General features: G+C 44.3%; 13 protein-coding genes, 1 other RNA gene and 1 pseudogene. 10 read left to right on the top strand and 5 right to left on the bottom strand.

All coding sequences use genetic code 11. The features are described 5' to 3' along the window. Window positions 1-430 precede the first annotated feature (430 nt). The 5 genes from petA to NI389_RS07760 all read left to right on the top strand — a co-directional run bounded on the left by petA (window position 431) and on the right by NI389_RS07760 (window position 4,163). Window positions 431-1,021 (top strand): ubiquinol-cytochrome c reductase iron-sulfur subunit, encoded by a 591-nt coding sequence (petA, locus tag NI389_RS07780; protein WP_208844261.1) that lies wholly within the window; start codon window positions 431-433, stop codon window positions 1,019-1,021. Continuing rightward, on the top strand, window positions 1,021-2,286 hold the full coding sequence (locus tag NI389_RS07775; RefSeq protein ID WP_208844260.1) for a cytochrome b: 1,266 nt from the start codon (window positions 1,021-1,023) through the stop codon (window positions 2,284-2,286). The genes petA and NI389_RS07775 overlap by 1 nt, the downstream gene beginning before the upstream one ends. Beyond that, window positions 2,283-3,020 carry a cytochrome c1 gene (locus tag NI389_RS07770; protein WP_308362308.1) on the top strand — a complete coding sequence of 246 codons (738 nt, stop codon included), beginning with the start codon at window positions 2,283-2,285 and terminating at the stop codon, window positions 3,018-3,020. The genes NI389_RS07775 and NI389_RS07770 overlap by 4 nt, the downstream gene beginning before the upstream one ends. Window positions 3,021-3,111: 91 nt before the next feature. After that, complete coding sequence (sspA, locus tag NI389_RS07765; protein WP_208844258.1) at window positions 3,112-3,738, top strand: stringent starvation protein SspA; 627 nt, start codon at window positions 3,112-3,114, stop codon at window positions 3,736-3,738. Window positions 3,739-3,743: 5 nt separating this feature from the next. Further along, window positions 3,744-4,163: a ClpXP protease specificity-enhancing factor gene (locus NI389_RS07760; RefSeq protein ID WP_308362307.1), complete on the top strand. Its 420-nt coding sequence runs from the start codon at window positions 3,744-3,746 to the stop codon at window positions 4,161-4,163. Window positions 4,164-4,235: 72 nt separating this feature from the next. On the opposite strand, the gene dolP is transcribed toward NI389_RS07760, so the two are convergent. From dolP to NI389_RS07740, 4 genes are read right to left on the bottom strand one after another with little or no spacing between them, the layout of a single operon-like run. Then, window positions 4,236-4,808: a division/outer membrane stress-associated lipid-binding lipoprotein gene (gene dolP, locus NI389_RS07755; RefSeq protein ID WP_308362306.1), complete on the bottom strand. Its 573-nt coding sequence runs from the start codon at window positions 4,806-4,808 to the stop codon at window positions 4,236-4,238. After that, entirely contained in the window at window positions 4,805-5,392 is a 588-nt protein-coding gene (locus NI389_RS07750) for an SIS domain-containing protein (protein WP_308362305.1), read from the bottom strand. Before NI389_RS07750 ends, dolP begins: the two co-directional genes overlap by 4 nt. Before the next feature lie 2 nt (window positions 5,393-5,394). Further along, window positions 5,395-5,760, bottom strand: a complete 366-nt coding sequence (locus tag NI389_RS07745) for a YraN family protein (protein ID WP_308362303.1) — start codon at window positions 5,758-5,760, stop codon at window positions 5,395-5,397. 7 nt (window positions 5,761-5,767) lie between these two features. Next, window positions 5,768-7,645, bottom strand: coding sequence for a penicillin-binding protein activator (locus tag NI389_RS07740; protein WP_308362302.1), 1,878 nt, complete (start codon window positions 7,643-7,645; stop codon window positions 5,768-5,770). Between the two features lie 61 nt (window positions 7,646-7,706). Here NI389_RS07740 and rsmI point away from each other — a divergent pair. The 5 genes and pseudogenes from rsmI (at window position 7,707) to secF (ending at window position 12,543) form a co-directional block, all read left to right on the top strand. Further along, window positions 7,707-8,566 (top strand): annotated as a pseudogene (rsmI, locus tag NI389_RS07735) (16S rRNA (cytidine(1402)-2'-O)-methyltransferase). 39 nt (window positions 8,567-8,605) lie between these two features. Further along, window positions 8,606-8,963, top strand: an RNA gene (rnpB, locus tag NI389_RS07730) — RNase P RNA component class A. 215 nt (window positions 8,964-9,178) lie between these two features. Beyond that, a complete protein-coding gene (locus NI389_RS07725; RefSeq protein WP_308362300.1) occupies window positions 9,179-9,676 on the top strand; it encodes a hypothetical protein in 498 nt (165 codons plus the stop codon). A gap of 109 nt (window positions 9,677-9,785) precedes the next feature. Next, window positions 9,786-11,648, top strand: coding sequence for a protein translocase subunit SecD (gene secD / locus NI389_RS07720; RefSeq protein WP_308362299.1), 1,863 nt, complete (start codon window positions 9,786-9,788; stop codon window positions 11,646-11,648). Further along, on the top strand, window positions 11,641-12,543 hold the full coding sequence (secF, locus tag NI389_RS07715) for a protein translocase subunit SecF (protein ID WP_308362298.1): 903 nt from the start codon (window positions 11,641-11,643) through the stop codon (window positions 12,541-12,543). The genes secD and secF overlap by 8 nt, the downstream gene beginning before the upstream one ends. A gap of 61 nt (window positions 12,544-12,604) precedes the next feature. Here secF and NI389_RS07710 read toward each other — a convergent pair whose 3' ends face one another. Then, window positions 12,605-14,482, bottom strand: a complete 1,878-nt coding sequence (locus NI389_RS07710) for a metallophosphoesterase family protein (protein WP_308362297.1) — start codon at window positions 14,480-14,482, stop codon at window positions 12,605-12,607. Window position 14,483 lies beyond the last annotated feature (1 nt).

Genomic DNA, 14,483 nt, shown 5'->3' with positions numbered 1-14,483 from the left:
AACCCAGCTTTTGCTGGGTTTTTGTTTTTTAAATCTTTTCTTTTTCCTTATATTCAGAATTTTCAATATTTTTCGCATTTTTAACAGAATAAATGTCGATTCCTTCACCCCTATGGATATTTTTTTTGCTACAATTGCGTGGCAAGTAATGTGAATAAGATCAAGGCTTACGACCTTGAGCGTTGTAGTCTCGTTGATCTTGGTCAGTAAATTGTGAACCTAGAAGTGTTACCATGTGAAGTCCTTCCCAGAAGAACGTTTTAAAAATTGGGAAAGACCGTATTTGTGCGGGTAGAAAATAGGAATAACCTTGTTTTAATCAAGGCTTTTCTTTATGATCGCTTCTATTTTGTAATTTCTTGAAAATTAACCTGCTGTAACTGATTTTCTCAATATAGCAAGTGTTGAGGATCATAGTGGAGATAAGTGGATGAGCAATGCGCCTGTAGACAACAGCCGACGTCGCTTTTTAACCATTGCTACCTCTGTTGTAGGTGGTGTGGGTGCGGTTGGTGCTGCTGTTCCTTTTATAGCGTCTTGGAATCCAAGTGAGCGAGCTAAATCTGCGGGTGCGCCTGTAGAAGTAGATATCAGCAAACTTGAACCAGGACAACTAATTCGTGTTGAATGGCGCGGTAAACCTGTTTGGGTTGTGTACCGTACGCCAAAGATGCTAGAGCAAATGAAAGCTCATGAGAACAAGTTGAAAGATCCTGGTTCAGAAGAACCACAACAACTTGAATCTGCAAAAAACCCTTACCGTTCAAAGCGCCCTGAGATTTTCATCGCGGTTGGTATTTGTACACACTTAGGTTGTTCTCCATCGTTCCTTGAAGGTAGCTTTGGTGAGAAGGTTGAAGGTACTGAAGATGGTTTCTTCTGCCCATGTCATGGTTCTAAGTTTGATATGGCAGGACGTGTATTCCAATCTGTACCTGCACCATTAAACCTAGAAGTTCCTCCGTATACTTTCTTAGATGAAACCACCATTATTATCGGTGAAGAACAAGGGGTTGCGTAATGTTTGGCACTATCATCAACTGGATTGATGACCGTATTCCAATGACTCGCGTCTGGAATATGCACATCGCCCAATATCCAGCACCAAAGAACTTTAACTTCTGGTATTTCTTTGGTTCACTAGCTATGTTAGTACTTGTTAACCAGATCGTTACCGGTATTTGGTTGACAATGAACTTCGTTCCTTCATCTGAAGGTGCGTTTGCTTCTGTTGAATACATCATGCGTGATGTTGAATATGGTTGGTTACTACGTTACTTGCACTCAACGGGTGCGTCTGCATTCTTTATCGTAGTTTATCTGCACATGTTCCGTGGGATGATCTATGGTTCTTACCAAAAACCACGTGAGCTCCTGTGGTTGTTCGGTATGTTTATTTTCTTAGCACTAATGGCAGAAGCATTCATGGGTTACTTACTTCCATGGGGTCAAATGTCATTCTGGGGTGCTCAGGTAATCATCAACCTGTTCGGTGCAATTCCGGTCATTGGTGGTGACTTAACTGAATGGATCCGTGGTGACTACGTAATTTCTGGTGCAACGCTTAACCGCTTCTTCGCACTACACGTAATTGCGCTTCCACTTGTGCTTGTTATTTTGGTCTTCCTCCACATTGTTGCACTTCACGAAGTGGGTTCAAACAACCCGGATGGCGTTGAAATTAAACGCAAAAAAGGCTCTGTTGCTGAAGAAGATAAACCAAAATTCAAATTCCACGAATACTATACAAATAAGAAAGACATCGTTGATGCTATTCCATTCCATCCATATTACACAGTGAAAGACATTGTTGGTGTGGTTGGTTTCCTTCTTATTTTCTGTTGGATCGTATTCTTCTCACCAGAGATGGGTGGTTTCTTCTTAGAGGCGCCAAACTTTGAACCAGCTAACCCGCTGAAAACACCTGCGCACATTTTCCCAGTATGGTACTTCACGCCATTCTATGCGATTCTGCGTGCAATCCCTGATAAGCTCATCGGTGTTATTGCAATGGGTGCGTCAATCGTGGCACTTGCGTTATTGCCTTGGATCGACCGTGGTTCAGTTCGCTCAATCCGCTACCGCTGTGGTTTCCACAAGTTGAACATTGCGCAGTTTGTTGTAACGTTCGTAATCTTGGGTTGGGTTGGTGCAACGCCACAAACTGATTTCAAAACGTTGTTATCACAAATCACGACGATCACGTACTTCATGTTCTTCGTATTATTGTGGTTCTACAGCAAAAACGAAAAGACTAAGCCATTACCAACGAGGTTGACGAAATGATGAAAAAGCTAATTATCGGTTTATTCGCATTCTTGCCAACGCTTTCAATGGCTTCAGGTCCTGACGTTGAGCTACAACATGCAAAAATTGACTTAACAGATAAAGCGTCTTTACAACGCGGTGCAAAATTGTTCATGAACTACTGTCTTGGTTGTCACCAAATGCAGTATCAACGTTATGAGCGTACGTTCCGTGATATCGGTATTCCAGTGGAAATCGGTAAAGAACAGCTTATTTTTGATGGTTCAAAAGTAGGTAGCCACATCCTTAACGCGGTTAAGAAAGACGATGCGGCGAAATGGTTTGGCGCAGCTCCACCAGATTTAACATTGATTGCTCGTGTTAAATCACCGGACTACATCTACACCTATTTAAAATCATTCTATAAAGATGAGTCTCGTCCTTTTGGTGTGAACAATATCGTGTTTCCATCAGTAGGTATGCCACACGTACTTCAAGAGTTACAAGGTCTTCCAACACCAGTAACACACGAAGTTGAAGAACACGGCCACAAAGTAACCAAAGTAGTGGGTACAGAAGTGGATGGTTCTGGTGAACTGAGCACAGATGAATATGATCAAGCTGCTCGTGACATTACAAACTTCCTAGAGTATGTTGGTGAACCAACTCGTCTAACTTCAGAAAGCATTGGTATTAAAGTATTGGGTTTCCTTGTGATCCTATTTATCCTTGCTTTCTTATTGAAGAAAGAATACTGGAGAGATGTTCATTAATATTGAACAACGACTTCAGTAATTTTGTGATAGGGGCATGTGCCCCTATTGCTGTTTAAGAATTGCTTATGTAATGAATTTGGAGGTAGGCATGGCTATTGCTGCCAATAAGCGCCCTGTAATGACTCTGTTTTCTGGTGCAAACTGTATGTACAGTCACCAAGTACGTATCGTACTTGCGGAAAAAGGAGTAAGTGTTGATATTCATCTGGCTGAAAAGGACAATCTGCCAGAAGCGTTGCATGAGATTAACCCTTACGGCACAGTTCCAACACTGATCGATCGTGAATTGGGTTTATACCAAGCAAGTATCATCAACGAATACCTAGACGAGCGTTTCCCTCATCCTCCATTGATGCCTGTATATCCTGTGATGCGTGGCCGTAGCCGCTTAATGATGTATCGCATCGAAAATGATTGGTACAGCCTTGCAGAGAAGGTAATTGCAGGTGGTAGCGATGCAGAACAAGCTCGTAGAGAGTTAACTGAAGCATTGCTTGCTATTGCTCCTATTTTCAACGAAGCACCTTACTTTATGAGTGAAGAGTTCAGCTTAGTTGATTGTTTCCTAGCTCCATTATTATGGCGTTTACCAGAACTCGGTATTTCGTTAACAGGTGCTGGTAGTAAAGAGCTTAAAGAATATATGGTTCGTTTGTTCGAACGTGAATCTTTCAAAGCATCTCTAACTGATGCAGAACGTGAGATCCGTGCGTAATGAACATGACCCCGAATCGTCCTTACTTGCTACGAGCTTTTTTTGATTGGATTATCGATAACCAGTGCACTCCGCACATTGTTGTTAATGCAAACTACAAGAGCGTGCAAGTGCCGGTTCAATTTGTTCAAGATGGGCAAATCGTACTGAATATCAGTCCATCTGCGGTGACGCAGTTTAGCTTAGATAATCAAGCATTAAGTTTTAATGCGCGTTTCTCAGGGCAGCCTATGCAAGTTTATGTGCCAATGGGTGCAGTACTTGCCATATATGCTCGAGAAAATGGAGAGGGTACTGTATTTTCGGCTGAATCGTTTGACGAGGAAATGTTTGAAGAGACAATTCCTGAAGAGACACAACAGCCAAGTGTTTCAGAGAGTCAGCCTGAAAAGAAAAAAGGCTCACACCTGCGGATAATTAAGTAAGTAACGCACATCGAAAAAAGCCCCTAATTTAGGGGCTTTTTTGTATCTACATTGCTTTTATTTACATGCTGGCTAGAGGTATTCAAATACCTTGACTACCCGTTCTACTCCATTGATATTACGCGCAAGGTCTACCGCGAGCCCCGCTTCATTTCGACTTACAAGGCCGAGCAAGAATACTTCGCCATTTTCAGTTACAACTTTAATGTTGTTGAAACTCACGTTTTCAGTCGTCAACAGGCGCGATTTAACCTTGGAGGTGAGCCAAACGTCATGCGTTTTAGTGGTGATCCCAACATTACTGCCGATGCGAATTTGATTGTGTATTTGACGAATACCGTCCACTTCTTTAAGTGACGCTTCTACTTGGCTTCGTAGCCCTTCATCAGGTACCTGACCGACGAGCAAGACAACACCATTAACGCTTACAACTGAAATATTCGCATCTTTTGCCGTATCGTTGATGGATTTGATAGCAAAAGTCGCTTTTATCTCGATGTTGTTATCGTCAATTTGTGCGCCAATTGTACGTCTATCTGTCGCTGCAGTAACTGCACCAGCAGTCCCCGCAACAACGGCGGCTGCACAGCCTTGCAAAAGTACGACAGTGCACAGCACTGTAGTTAGTTTAACTCTTGTATTCACATGTCCTCCTGTGGGAAGAGCGTATTGTCAATTAACTGGCTGAGGCAATGTAAATTAAATAAATGAGACTCAACAATACGAGCAGGACGCTTGCTTGGTACTTTAATTTCAACATCATTTGGGCCAAGTAAACCAGTGAGTTCTCCACCATCATCACCTACGAGCGCAATGATCTTCATATCTTTCGTTAGCGCCGCTTCGACAGCCGAAATCACGGTTTTTTCTGACCCATCGACAGATACAACCAGCAGAATGTCACCCGATTGACCAAATGCTCTAACTTGGCGAGCGAATAGGTCATGGTCTTCAGTGGATGCCGAATAGCTTAGTTGGCGGTGTTCTGCAGTTAACGGAATTGCAGGAAGACAAGGTCTTTCAGTTTCAAAAAAATTCACTAAAAGGCCTGCAAAATGTTTTGCCAGCATATCGCAGCTCGCACTTCCGCAGCTCAATAGCTTATTTCCATTAAGCAGGGTTTGTGCAATCGATAGGGCGCCCGATTCTAGGGCGTCTTGAAGAACTTCCCCTGCGGCTATCTGAGCCTGAATACTCTCTGTAAAAATTGTTTTGATTAATTCTTGCATAGCTAGTAAATATTTTTGATCCAGTGAAATTCTTGTTCGCCATCGATGGCTACGAAATCTATTCGTAATGCTCGTTGCGATAAGTGATTACTTTGACAATAAAACGCTATTGTCCTACGTATACGTTGCATTTTTTGAGGCGTTAAGCTGTGTATTGCGCCACCAAAGTGTTTTTCCGCCCGGTATTTTACCTCAACAAAAACGATTGTCTCGCCAAGTTTCATAATCAAATCAATCTCTCCGAAACGACATCGAAAGTTTCGGGTGACAGGTGTTAGACCCTGTCGAATTAGAAATTGTTCAGCTTGTAACTCGTAGTAGCAACCTTTTTCCGTTGAATTAGCAAACCACCCTAACCATTTTTTCATTTAAACCTTATTTAAGAAGCGACACTGTTGAACCAGCGATTTCCTGCATAAATAAAGGTTTAGGTGGTTTTTCATTAAATTCAATGCGGTTAATCGTTTTATTACGATACTGCGCCCAACTCAATGCGCGAGAAAACTGATTGTGTTGAGTGACTTTCAGTTTGCCTGTTAATCCCACAAATTCTCGACCAGGAATTGAGGACAGCTGTTTGAGATCGGGGATGACATTGACGGCATCATAGGCCATTGCGAACAAGCGCTGTTCTATGTCCGCTTGTTCAGGCCAAAGTTGATCATACGCTTCGCGCAGTTGACGTTGTTCAAGGCCAGGAAGCATCCAAGGTTGTTCCGTAAAATACAGACCTTCTAAATCACTTTTGTCTGTGCTGTCGATGCTTTTACTGTAACTACGAGATGTCGCAAACAGAGGTATACGCTGTGCAAATGTACTGACATTGACGTCTAAATAAGGTTTTAACAGACGAGTTTCAGTTGAGTCACCTAAAATATACACCGCATCCAAATCTGCTCTCGAACGTGTTTCGCTTTCTATCTCTTGTTTAAACAATGACTTAATCGTCTTTATGCGGTTTTTAGACGCATCCACTTCAAGTATCGCAGCAACGACATCTGCCATGTTTTTACTGTCAGTGTAAAAGCCGACTTCAGGCTCATTTTCGCTGTATATTTTCCAATGATTTTTGAATCGTTCAACCAAGCGTTGGCCATTAGCTGTTTGTGGTGCGAGAAGCATGGGTTTTTGGTAGCCCTTCGAAAGAAAATGAAGCATGGCTTGGTCAACTTCATGCTCAGGATTTAAGGCAAAGTAATAGTGGTCAGGATTCGTGTTTGTTATGTCATCTACATTCAAAAATAACGTTGGTCGGGTTTGCAATAAGTTCGCTTGTTGGATTTTTGTCACGTTATTTTTTAACAGCGGACCAATCACAAAATCAATATTTAGCAGATTGAGTTGCGACTCAATTTCGTCCGTACTTGCCATTTCATCAATAAAATACACGCGTTCGATAGGGTTTTCATCAAGTGCAGCTAAAATACCATTTTTCAAGGCTGAACCAAGTCGTTCACTGGGTCCTGATTGTGGCAACAAAACGGCGAGTCGGTTTATTTGATAAGGCGCTAAATTCAGTTTGCTGCGAAGCGCTTTGGGTATTATGGCTGTTGCTGGGTGATTCACATATCGCTTTTGCCAATTATTTAGGGCTTCTTCAAAAAGCGGCCCTTTCCCGACGTAAATTTGTTGGTATTTGGCCAATTTAACCCAGCCTTGCTGGAGTACCGAACCCCTATCGAAACGGTCTAGGGCATAAATAGAGAGTTCCTGCAGAGCTTGCCAAATCTCTTCATCGAGACCGATTAAAGCGAGTTTTTCATCATCGACAATGTCAGCGGCATTAAAGAAGTGGGGAAGTGCCTGCTTAGGTAAATTCTGAGAAGCGTAAATGCTGCCCATCAAGTATTGATGCCACGCCCGATGCGCAGGCGATTGCAACGCATCTTCTACGACTCGAAGAATGGATAATGCACTTTCATATTGCTGGAGATGCTGACGAGCAAGCGCGAGATAAAGCGCATTTTGCACGTGGTCAACACTTGCTTTTTGACTGAGCATTTCCGCTATTTTTTCGAGTAATGCCCAATTTTGGCTTTGTAAGGCGGCATCTCGTGCCATGTAAAGCAATTGAAATTGGGCCGCAGGATTGGCGGTTTGTGCTCGGTCAAAAAGGGATTGTGCACTGCTATCTGTTGTTGGTTTTGCCGTATTTTCTATCGGTTGTGACTTTCTAGGCGTATTTTCAGTTGTACTACACGCTGATAACCCCGACAATACCACTATTAACAGACTCACATGTTTCAGTCGCACACAACACCTTTAGGTTATTCAATTGAATGGCTTATCTTACTGACAGTCGCAGGAGACCACAATGACAAATGCGGAGAATGGCAACAAAATTGGCACTCTTTTCATCGTTGCAACGCCTATTGGCAACCTCGCTGATATTAGCGAACGCGCTTTACAAACCCTAGCGAATGTTGACTTAATCGCGGCTGAAGACACGCGTCATACCGGTAAGTTACTTAGTCATTTTGGGATTAAAACACGCACATTTGCGCTTCACGATCACAATGAAAAGCAAAAAGCGCAGCAACTACTAGATTGGCTCAATGAAGGTAAAGATATAGCGCTTGTGTCTGATGCGGGCACACCGTTAATCAGCGACCCTGGCTACGCAGTCGTCAACTTATGTCGACACGAAGGCGCAACAGTGACACCAGTGCCTGGGGCATGTGCGGCAATCTCAGCGCTGTGTTGTTCAGGCTTGCCAACAGATCGATTCCAGTTTATCGGCTTTACCCCTGCAAAAAGTCAGGCACGTCAGCAGTTCTTTATCGACGCATACGACAGTGGTATTACGAGCATTATGTATGAAAGCACGCATCGCATTATGGCAAGTTTAGAAGATTTGAGTGCGGCGCTTGGCGCTGAACAACACGTCGTGTTTGCCAAGGAGCTCACCAAGACGTATGAGACGTTTTTCAGTGGTACGGTAACCGAACTAATTGCATTTTTAACCAACGAGCCAGAACGTCAGCGTGGCGAGTTGGTGTTGATGTTACCTGGAAAACCCGCTCAACAGGATGAAATTCCTGATGAAGCAAAGCGTATGTTAACTCTGCTTGAACCTGAAATGCCGCTGAAAAAAGCCTGTGGTATTGTGGCCGATTACTTTGGATTGAAAAAAATGCCCTTTACAAATCAGTTATTGATTCGCGCGAAGGATAATTCACTGGGCAAAGCCAATAGTTTCGGTATAATGCGCGCTGAGTCGGCTAGATAATCGCTGCCTGTGACGAAAATGATCAGGGGGAGGAAAGTCCGGGCTCCACAGGGCAGGGTGCCAGCTAACGGCTGGGGGGCGCGAGCCTACGACCAGTGCAACAGAGAGCAAACCGCCGATGGCCTTCGGGCACAGGTAAGGGTGAAAGGGTGCGGTAAGAGCGCACCGCGCGGCTGGTAACAGTTCGTGGCACGGTAAACTCCACCCGGAGCAAGACCAAATAGGGTTCCTTAAGGTGTGGCCCACATCGGAACCGGGTAGGTTGCTTGAGCCTAAGAGTGATCTTAGGCCTAGACGAATGATTATCCACGACAGAACCCGGCTTACCGGCTGACTCAACAAACTTTGATAAAAAGCCCAGGCATTAAGCCTGGGCTTTTTATTGTGTGAAATTATCCACTCCACAAACATCAAATCAGTGGCTTACCGGCTGACTCAACAAATTATAAAAAAGCCTCGCATTTTGCGGGGCTTTTTTATTCACAAATCGAACTTAGACTTGAAAAAAGGTTGCCAAGCCCTTATCTTCGAGCAAGATTAAGGGAGTCGTTGTCACTATGTCGCGCGTTGTTTTAGCCATTTTATTGTTTTGTACGCTACTGGGTCTTGGTAGTCGTGATGCTATGGCAACAACTTGGCAAGCAACGTCAGTAAACTCATTGCATACATTCGAAAGCGATCAAGACGCTGCGAATGAATTGCTATCGGTAGACGAGACCAACGCATTTGGGCGAGGTGTTAAGCTTTTCCATCCGACGATGCCTAAATCAGGAATACAGCACCAGTTGCCAGCACCACATCCAGTGGAGCTTCCTGAACGCAGCCGGGTGACTCACCCAAGCTATTTTCTACATCCAGATCAGCAACCTAATTATTTGCTCGTTTACACTTTGGCTGATACTGAAATCTGTCGTGATGTTCAATATCGTCCTGATAAACCTGAAATTCAACCATGGTATCAATGCGCCACCAGACCACGTACTGGTGCAATTGATAACTGCCAACTCGCAAACCTCACGTATCGCGCTCGACTAACATACCAACAAAACGCCTGATCGTTTCTCATCGTAGCCGAAAGCTGCTCTAGGCGCTTCGGATTCTTATCAGGTAACAAGCTGTCGTGTTTAGCCTTTTGCATTTGCACAGCAGCTAAGAGAGTTTAGTATGTTTAAATCAAACAAAGTATTGCGCACGCCGTGGCAAGCGCAATTAAAACGCATGGCCATCCTGCTTGTCATTATTGCGCTTGGGCTGTGTGCCTTACCTAATTTTTATCAAAATAATACCGTGTTGCGTATTAGTCCATCGAAGTCAGGGGACGCAATTCCTAGCCCAGATCTGATTCAACAAGTACTACAGCAACATCACTTCAACGTCGCGACCATCCGCTCAAACACAGAATCGGCAAGCACCGAGGTGATGTTAATACCCCAAACCGCGTCCGCTGCAGCACAAGAAATACTTTCCGAGAGCTTGCAAGCCCATGCAACAGTGAAAGTCATGGAGCAATCTACCGCGCCAATCTGGTTACAAAAGCTCGGGCTGTCGCCAATTAAACTGGGTTTGGACCTCAACGGAGGAGTGCTTTTTGTACTTAAGGTTGATACGGACAAAGCGCTTGAAAAGCGTATGGAAAATATTGCATTGGAAGCACAAGCATTCAGAGTTAAGGAGAAATTGCACGGTGTGCGCATTGAGCGCAGTTCAGCCACAGAAGTGGAGCTAATTGCGTTACCAAAAGGTCAAGATGCCTTGCGACATCTGCAAAACGCGCTCGTAAAGCAATTCCCACAATTAACGGCTGTTACTTATCAACAAGGGAATTTGCAACGTTCAACACTGAGTTACAACGAAGAGGGCAAAGTCACCTTTGAAAAGCAAACCATGGTACAAGCCCTGACTACATTACGTTCTAGAATTGAAGAGTTAGGGATTACTGAAGCCGTCACACAGCGTCAAGGGACAAATTACATTCGTATTGAATTACCTGGAGTACAGGATCCAGCAGCGGCGAAACGCATTATCGGTGCAACAGCACAACTCTCATTCCACGCGCTACAGGATGTTGGTGGCAAAGCGGTCAAAGCAGAACATGGTATTGTGAACCTAAATCCGCTCGCCATTTTTAGTGGCGCAGACATTGATACGGCGCAAGCGGGACGAGATGACTATGGCAAGCCGTTAGTTCAACTTCACTTAACTTCGCAAGGTGGAGCAAAGATGCTTCGCTTTTCTAGGAACAATGTTGGCCAGCCGATGGCGACGTTGTACAGCGAATATGTGGCAGACAGTCAGGGTGAAATTCATGAAAATAGCACCGTAATTTCAGTTGCTACTATTCAGCAAGTACTTGGTCAACGCTTTAGCATCACGAACATGGGGTCGTGGCAAAAAGCGGAAGACTTAGCGCTTTTGTTGCGTGCAGGCTCCTTGGATGCACCTTTGACCATCGTGACTGAGCGGACAATCGGTCCAAGTTTGGGGGCACAAAACATCAATAGCGGATTTAAAGCTCTTGCACTTGGCTTGTCGTTAACACTGGGGTTTATGTTGTTGTGGTATCGTAAACTTGGGGTGATTGCCTGCATTGCACTCGTTGCTAACTTAGTGTGTTTAATTGGTCTAATGTCGTTATTGCCAAATGTCGTGCTGACCTTGCCCGGTATCGCTGGGTTAGTACTTACTATTGGTATGGCCGTTGATACAAATGTGATAATTTTTGAGCGGATCAAAGAGGAGCGCAAACAAGGTAGCCGTATGATCACGGCGTTGCAGCGAGGCTATCAACAAGCTCAAAGCAGCATTGTTGATGCGAACTTAACCACGATGATCACTGCCATAGTGCTCATGGCGATTGGTTATGGCCCAATCAAAGGATTTGCCATTACGTTAGCGCTTGGGATCATAACCAGTATGTTTTGTGGGGTGGTGGTTTCCGCTCAATTATCGCATTGGTTTTATCGAGCGCCAGAACTGGCAAATAAAACGATCAAAAGTAGCGGCGTGAAAGGGGGGCAACATGGTTAATGTATGGCAAAAAATTCGGACATCAGGTTTGTGGCTGAGCATCCTTGCCGTTGTGCTGAGCTGTATTTTGATTACACAGCGAGGAGTTTTACTTGGGCAAGATTTTACGGGTGGCTACGTTACTGAGTTTCAAATCGTAAAAGACCTTACGGCAAGCGAATTGGAGCATGAGTTGAATGTGGTTGTACCGGGCAATTTTCGTTTATCAAGCAATGGTGTGCTGCAATGGCAACTGTTTCAACCACCTCAAAATGAGGTTGAAGAGCCGTTGAGTTGGCAAACTAAACTCCCTGATTCAATGGGGATAAAAATTTTAGACAGTCGCTTTGTCGGTTCACAGGTAGGATCTGAATTAGTTGAGCAAGGCGGATTAGCGTTGCTTGTTAGCCTGCTTGCGGTTGGGCTATATCTTATTGTTCGGTTTGAGTGGCGATTGGCCGTTTCCGCGAGCTTGGCGTTGTTGCACGATATTGTAATTACGGTCGCGTGCTTTTCGCTAACGGGAATGGAGTTCGATTTAACCGTCCTTGCTGCACTTTTAGCGATAGTCGGTTACTCGCTGAATGACTCCATTATCATTGGCGATAAAGTGCGAGAGCTGGTACGTGTGCGCCCTGATGCTCTGGTGAGTGATACTATTAATGAAGCGCTGGGTACTACGCTTGGTAGAACAACGATAACGTCGTCAACAACGTTGACGACTGTCGCGGCGATTTGGTGGCTCGGTGGCGCGAGCCTACAAGGTTTTGCTTGTGCGCTCTTTGTTGGGATTGCGGTTGGCACGTGGTCATCTATTTTTGTGAGTGCCACTTTACCTCAATGGCTTGGACTCAGTTTCGCGAACTATCAACGTGTTTACACTGATCAAGAGCAACGACAATTAGCGGAGCCTTAATCGTTACGGGCAGGGCAAAATGTTGATTTGCCCTGCTCTAACGTTACAAATGTATGGCGCATTAGTGGTTTCGTGCACTTGCGATATCACACTGCTCGACTGCGTTTGTTGCATTTCGTGCGTCAAGTTTAACGACTACACATTCATCGTATTTGTCCTGATTTAATTGCTGGAATATTGAGAGGGTTTGCGCCAACGCCTTTCCAACTAAACACCAAGTTGTGTCTTTTTTATTTAAATTTAAACAGGACGGGTCCATCTCTTGGTTGGTTACACTGTTTCGATTGCGTAGTTGTTTTGCCATCTCAAAATAAGCGAGTTGATGCGATTGAGGTATATCCTCAAGCGCCAGTGAGCCAGCGTTACGCAACATGTAAAAGTCACCAACAAAATCCATTAACGTCGTGCTTTCTAGCGGCTGTAAGTCTTTACTTAGTAATGCATTAGTATGGGTGGGCAGCTTTTGAAGTAAATTGAATAGTGAGGTATCCAATAGTTCTGATTTGAATACTTTTGACCATTCGGCGGGGAAAAATCTCATTCTGGCAAGCGCCAACAAATGAGCTTTGGCAAATTCATGATAATTCCTTGCATGCAAGATATTGTCATCCCAAATAGCCTTAGATTGAGTCGCTGTTAGGTATTGGTGTTCAGCAAGATAGGCTGGAAACAGCGCGTTGAAATGACTGACTTCATCCAATTTAATCGTGTTAATCTGCGCCACTTCATTGTGCACTGAAATGTGTTTGTATGCAGGTCTATACGCCGCAATGGACGGAGCTTGTACGTTTACCAGTACATTTTCTTGTGTACGTGTGATACTGGTGTCGTTCATGTGCATGTGGCCCGCGATGTGTAAGCGCAGACCTGTTTTCGCAAGTACGTCACTGGTGCTCGAGCGTGGCTCTCGCGCAAGTTGAAAAGCCTCATGACCAAACACATCACGCATAACAGGTGATTGTTGGTCGTAGAATTCTGCCATCGGAAAATGGCTAAATGCAATTAAGGTCTTATTTTCTGATTTTGCCCTAGCCACAATCTCCTTTATCCAAGTAAGTAAAAAAGGCTTTTCCGTCAGTATCTTATTGTAGCCAGCATTGCCGGATCCCTGAAAATGGACTTCACTGGATACCAAGGATGGCATATAAACGTTCGCGTCAATCGCTAAAAGCCACAAGCCTGGAGTGGGTTCAACGAGATAGCTGGTATCAGGCATCGAGACACAGGTTTTTTTATCACTTGAACATTGTTTGTAATGGCGAAAGGTTAACGAAGACTTGCTTCGGTCTTTGGAAAAGGGCGTTTCCCAAAGGACATCGCGTGGGTCTGGCATTAACCCAAATGGCGCCAGTTGAGCCATTATATCAGCGTAGCCACCGTGTTTTATCGCATCACTGCAAATAGTTGGAGTTGGGTTTCGGCGCTTGGTTGGCTGGCAACTTTTGTGATCAAGACTGAAAATGCCGATTTCTGTTCCTGTAGCCGTTAGAAAGTCGCTCTTGCCGCCCGCTTTACCAAATGGACTGACAGGGTCGTGATTTCCAGGAATGGCGAAAAATCGCATACCATGTTTTTTTTCGTATTCTTTTAATAGGTTTTTTAAGCCTTGTAAGTGGGCTGGTTGCCCATCATCAGTAAAGTCTCCTGGTAGTGCGACGAATTTTATTCCTCGGGAGGCTATATCATCTAGAGCACTTATTAGAGCAAAGTAATTCTCGTTAAATAAGCGAGTAGAATGAAGCTGTGCTGCCATAGAGCGAATACTGACAGGCTTATTGAGTCCGGACAGTCTAATACCCTGAAATGCCGCAGAGTTAAAATCGGCATAAATATCATGTAAATGAACATCAGGTAGAAATGCGACATCGACATTTTGCGCATGTCGAGCTGACAGCGATTGGCAAAAAAGGCACAGAAGAACGGATAAGAAGGCTTTCATA

The organism is Pseudoalteromonas xiamenensis (genome assembly GCF_030994125.1).
Classification (GTDB): domain Bacteria; phylum Pseudomonadota; class Gammaproteobacteria; order Enterobacterales; family Alteromonadaceae; genus Pseudoalteromonas; species Pseudoalteromonas xiamenensis_B.
The sequence above is the reverse complement of the archived record's forward strand: the minus strand, read 5'-3'. Positions and strand labels throughout refer to the sequence as shown.